Raw genomic sequence first — 4,956 nt, forward strand, 5'->3', positions numbered from 1 at the left:
AAAGTAAAAGTTAATACTTTGTATTGCTACAGATGTAGCAACTAAAATTTATCAGGAGCCGTATGCGAGGCCCGCACGTACGGTTCTGTGAGAGGTCTGAACTCGGGATTAATTACCCCGAGTTTTTCCTACTCGATTAATGAAATTTTTTAAAATAAAAAGGAGTAATGAAGCAATAGGTAGAATAAAATAAGAAGAAATAAAAATTACAAAAAACTAACAAAATTAGAAAATTATAATGAAACATATAGAGGATATTCAATATAAGCTAAAAAAAGCTATATACTTCTAAAAAATATCTAAATTTAAATTATAATTGAAAAAAATGGAAAAATATGTTACAATAATGTTACAATTGATAAGGGGTGAATTATGGGGATAAAAAATAATAAAACTAAAATATTATCTAAGATTACGATGATAGCACTGCTTACAGGATGTATATATATAGGACCAATTAACGAAGAAGTGTATGCACTTCCAAATGAAAATATAGTACTAAGAGCAAGTACAGAAAGTGGAAAAGTAGCACCTTGCGATTACTTAAATGTTAGAAGTGGTCCTAGTGCTAATAATGGTATTGTTGGTAAAGTTTATACAGGGGATTCAGTAGAAATTTTACAGAAGGACAATAATGGATGGTTTAAAATATCTAAAGCAGATAGCGTTACTGGATGGGTAAATGGAAAATACATAACAACAGAAAATAAAAATGTAAATTCATCAGAGAGACAACAAGTCGTAGATTTAGCGTATAAACAAATAGGAAAACCTTATTCTTGGGGTTCGTCAGGTCCAAATTCATTTGACTGCTCAGGGCTTACATCATATGTATATAAAAACAGCGTAAATGTAAAATTACCAAGAACATCTAGCGATCAATCTAGATTTGGTAAAACTGTAAGCAAAGGTCAATTAGAGCCAGGAGATTTGCTGTTCTTTGGTTCAGGATCAAATGTAAGTCATGTAGGTGTATATGTTGGTGATTCTAAAATGGTACATTCACCAAGTACAGGTCAGACTGTAAGAGTAGATAATATTAATTCTGGATATTATTCAAATAGACTTATAACAGCTAAGCGTGTATTATAAGTGATATAAAATGTAATATAAAGCAGTAGGGCAACCTACTGCTTTTAATATTTTGTACAGTTATTGGGCATAGGAGGTAAAGGGAATTTAATTGACTAGTATATATTGTTTATGTATACTTTATTAGGTAGAACTTTGCAAAAAAAGTGCGAAAAATAGCTAATACAAGGGGGAAAAAATGAGGAAAATCGTTATGTCATTAATTATGTCATTTCTAATGGTATTTTCAATGTGCAGTCCAATAAGTTATGCTGCTAGTGATAATGAAATGAGAGCAGCATGGATATCAACAGTACACAATATAGACTGGCCTAAAACAAAAAACAATCCAGAAGTACAAAAGAAGGAATATACTGATTTATTAGATACTTTAAAAAGTACAGGAATAAATGCAGTAGTAGTACAAGTAAGACCTGCAGGGGATGCAATTTACAAATCAAGTATAAATCCGTGGTCGGCATATTTAACAGGAACTCAAGGTAAAGACCCAGGATACGATCCATTACCATTCTTAATAGATGAAGCACATAAAAGAGGTATGGAATTCCATGCATGGTTTAATCCATATAGAGTAACTACTACAGGAACAGATTTAAATACATTAGATCAAAACCATCCTGCTAAAAAAAATCCAAGTTGGATATTAGAACATTCTACATCTGCAGGAAATGCTCTAGCTTATAATCCAGGACTTCCTGAAGTAAGAAAGCATGTTGTAGATTCTGTAATGGAAGTAGTAAGAAACTATAATATTGATGGTGTTCAATTTGATGATTACTTCTACAGAGGTAATATGAATGATGATGCGACTTATCAGCAATATGGAAATGGAATGAGCAAGGACGATTGGAGAAGAGAAAATGTAAATACTTTACTAGGTGATGTAAAGTCTGCAATAAAAAGCTCTAAACCAAGTATAGAATTTGGAGTAAGTCCATCAGGTATTTGGAGAAACAAATCAAGTGACCCAACAGGTTCTGATACAAAAGGAAAAGAAAGTTACTCAAGTGACTATGCAGATACTAGAACTTGGATAAAAAGAGGATTAGTTGACTATGTTACACCTCAATTATATTGGCCAATAGGATTTTCGGCAGCAGATTATTCTAAGCTAGTAAGTTGGTGGTCAAATGAGGTAAAAGGAACTAATGTAAACTTGTATATAGGACAAGGTATTTATAAGCAAGGTGAATCAAGTAATAGTGGACAAGATATTGCAGCAGAAATAAAACAACAAATAACTTTGAATAGACAATATTCAGAAATTAAAGGTAGTATATATTTCTCAGCTAGAGATATAGTAAGAAATACTAATCTTCAGAATGATATGAAGGAACTTTATATAAAACCACCTACACCGAGTATAAATATAAAAACTCTTAAAGGTGAGGAGAGATATAACACTGCGGTAGAGATAAGTAAAGAAGGCTGGACAGATGGTTCTGATACAGTAATATTGACAAGTGCTAACTCTGTAGTAGATGGAGTTACAGCTACACCTTTAGCTACTTCAAGTAATGCCCCTATATTACTAGTAGATAAGGATAAAATACCTACAGCTACGAAAAATGAGCTTGTAAGATTAAAGCCTAATAAAGTAATAATAGTAGGTGGAACTAGTGTAGTTCAAGATAAAGTTATAAATGAAGTAAAAAGTATACTATCAAATACTACAACAAAAAGAGTTGGTGGAATAGATAGATATGAGACCTCTCTTTTAATAGCAAAAGAGGTAGCTACTATAAATACTATAAATAAAGTATATGTAGCAGGTGGAACTGGAGAACCTGATGCTCTTTCTATTGCAGCTAAGGCTGGAGAAGAGAAACAACCTATAATCTTATCACCAAAAGATAACTTAACAACTAGTACGTATAATTGGTTAAGTAGCCAAAACTTAAAAGAAGCATATTTTATAGGTGGAAATGCAGTATTATCTGATACTGTAGTAAATAAGATGAATGCTATAACTACAAATAATGTATTAAATAATAGAGTAGCTGGAAGTACTAGACAAGAAACGAATGCTAAAGTAATCGAAAAATTCTACACAAGTAACAGTTACAATTCAGTACTTGTAACTAAAAGTGATCCGTTGGTTGATGCACTAACAGCAGGACCTTTAGCAGCTAAATTAAACTCTCCAATTGTAATAGTTGGAAATAATATAGAAGCAGCTCAAAGCAATGTGTTAAATCCAAAATCAACAGGCTTAGTTTATCAAGTTGGTGGAGGAGTTAATCAAAGTGCATTTAATAATATTGTAGATTTGTTGAAATAAGATTTAGGTGATATTTATGGATACCGCTCGGTGCAACTTACAGATTTACACTTCGATAGGCATCTTATAAATATCAATTAAATACTTATATTCAGTTTTGTAGGTAGGTATAAATAAAGAAGGTATAATTGTGAATATTTACAATTATACCTTCTTTTAGTTTTAATAATTTTAAGTAGAAGATTTTTTGCTTTTTAGAGTGTAGAAGCTGTATAATCCTATAGGAAACTTATATTTAAGGAAGTTAATTTTTAATTTATCTTTAGAACTAACTTTGCTGAAATCAATGTATTTCATATAAGTTACTAAATCTGGTGTTTTACAGATTTCTTTAATTTGTTTTAATTTAGCTGTAGCGTTGTTTTTATTTTCAGGCTTACATACAGATTCACTAGAGCCTAAGGCAGCTCTTATCAAATCAAATGCTATTAACTCGTTAATATCATCCATTGGTAACCCTTGAACTGCTTCTCTAAACTTTTTGTTGAAGCCATGACCAATTTCCCATTGATTAGGTCTGTACTTTAACATAGCTGAACCAGGTGTAAATCTATAATGATAAAAAGGTTCGTCTACAACTGTTAGATTAGTACATTTTTTTAGAGCTGATATAGAAAATAATAAATCTTCTCCTACCTTAATACTTCTATCAAATTGTAAAGTATTGTTTAGAACAAATTCTCTTGAGAATACAAGTCTCCAAACTGAACCCATAATTGAGGTATTACGTAAAGCCTTTTTACCCAACATTTCATAAAGTACTATACTTTGAACCTCTTCATTTAAAAATAAAGACTTGTTCTTAAAAGGAAGATCTTCTTTTTCACTTTTATTTAAGTGAGGGTATTCTCTTACATAACTGCAAAGAGCCATTTGGCTTTGATTAGCTTCCATTTTACTTAATATAGTGTCATACATTGTAGCATCTAGCCAGTCATCTGCATCTACAAAAGTAATATACTTACCTTGAGCTTTATCAATACCTAAGTTCCTTGCAGCGCTAACACCACTATTTTTTTGATAAAAATATTTAAATCTATTATCTTTATCCATAAATTTATCAATAATACCTTTGCTATTGTCACTAGAACCATCATCTACTAGTAATACTTCTAAATCTTTAAAAGTTTGGTTCTTTATAGAAGTTAAACATTCTTCTAAATAAGTTTCAGCATTATATACAGGTATAATGATACTTATCATATTGTCATTCATCATTATTCATCACCACTATTATTTCATTTTTGAATTATCTTCAGGCTTTATATCGTTAAATATAAAGTCATGTAAGATGTCTAAAGTATCAGGATCAAATTGAAGAACCCACCCTGTTTGATTGTTAACTATACCACCAGTACTGTGAACCCCATCATCTATAGGGAATTCCATTTGCTCAATATTTAAATTTCCTAAACCTAAAACTTGACCACCTAAAGCAAGGATTCCAGCAGGTCTCATATTAGTCTTAACATAAGGTAATATTGTGTTTATTAAGTTAGGGTATTTAGTAACAGGTAAACCCTTAACTCCATCAATTAAGCCTTGTATAACATTTCTTTGTCTTCTATCTCTCTCTAAAGCAG

At 31.1% G+C, this 4,956-nt stretch carries 3 protein-coding genes and 1 pseudogene; 2 read left to right on the forward strand and 2 right to left on the reverse strand.

The genetic code is table 11. The annotated features are described in order from the left end of the window. The first annotated feature begins 372 nt into the window (after window positions 1–372). Both ACRC03_RS17110 and ACRC03_RS17115 read left to right on the forward strand, forming a co-directional pair. The gene (locus ACRC03_RS17110) at window positions 373–1,092 is read left to right on the forward strand and encodes a C40 family peptidase (protein WP_438653812.1); all 720 of its coding nucleotides are present in this window, start codon (window positions 373–375) and stop codon (window positions 1,090–1,092) included. Window positions 1,093–1,270: 178 nt separating this feature from the next. Beyond that, on the forward strand, window positions 1,271–3,373 hold the full coding sequence (locus tag ACRC03_RS17115; RefSeq protein ID WP_438653813.1) for a family 10 glycosylhydrolase: 2,103 nt from the start codon (window positions 1,271–1,273) through the stop codon (window positions 3,371–3,373). Between the two features lie 171 nt (window positions 3,374–3,544). Here ACRC03_RS17115 and ACRC03_RS17120 read toward each other — a convergent pair whose 3' ends face one another. Beyond that, window positions 3,545–4,591 (reverse strand): glycosyltransferase, encoded by a 1,047-nt coding sequence (locus ACRC03_RS17120; RefSeq protein WP_438653814.1) that lies wholly within the window; start codon window positions 4,589–4,591, stop codon window positions 3,545–3,547. 15 nt (window positions 4,592–4,606) lie between these two features. Beyond that, window positions 4,607–4,956: pseudogene (locus tag ACRC03_RS17125) on the reverse strand (LCP family protein); the annotation flags it as partial.

This window comes from Romboutsia sp. (genome assembly GCF_051659545.1).
Taxonomy (GTDB): Bacteria; Bacillota; Clostridia; order Peptostreptococcales; family Peptostreptococcaceae; genus JBOFOR01.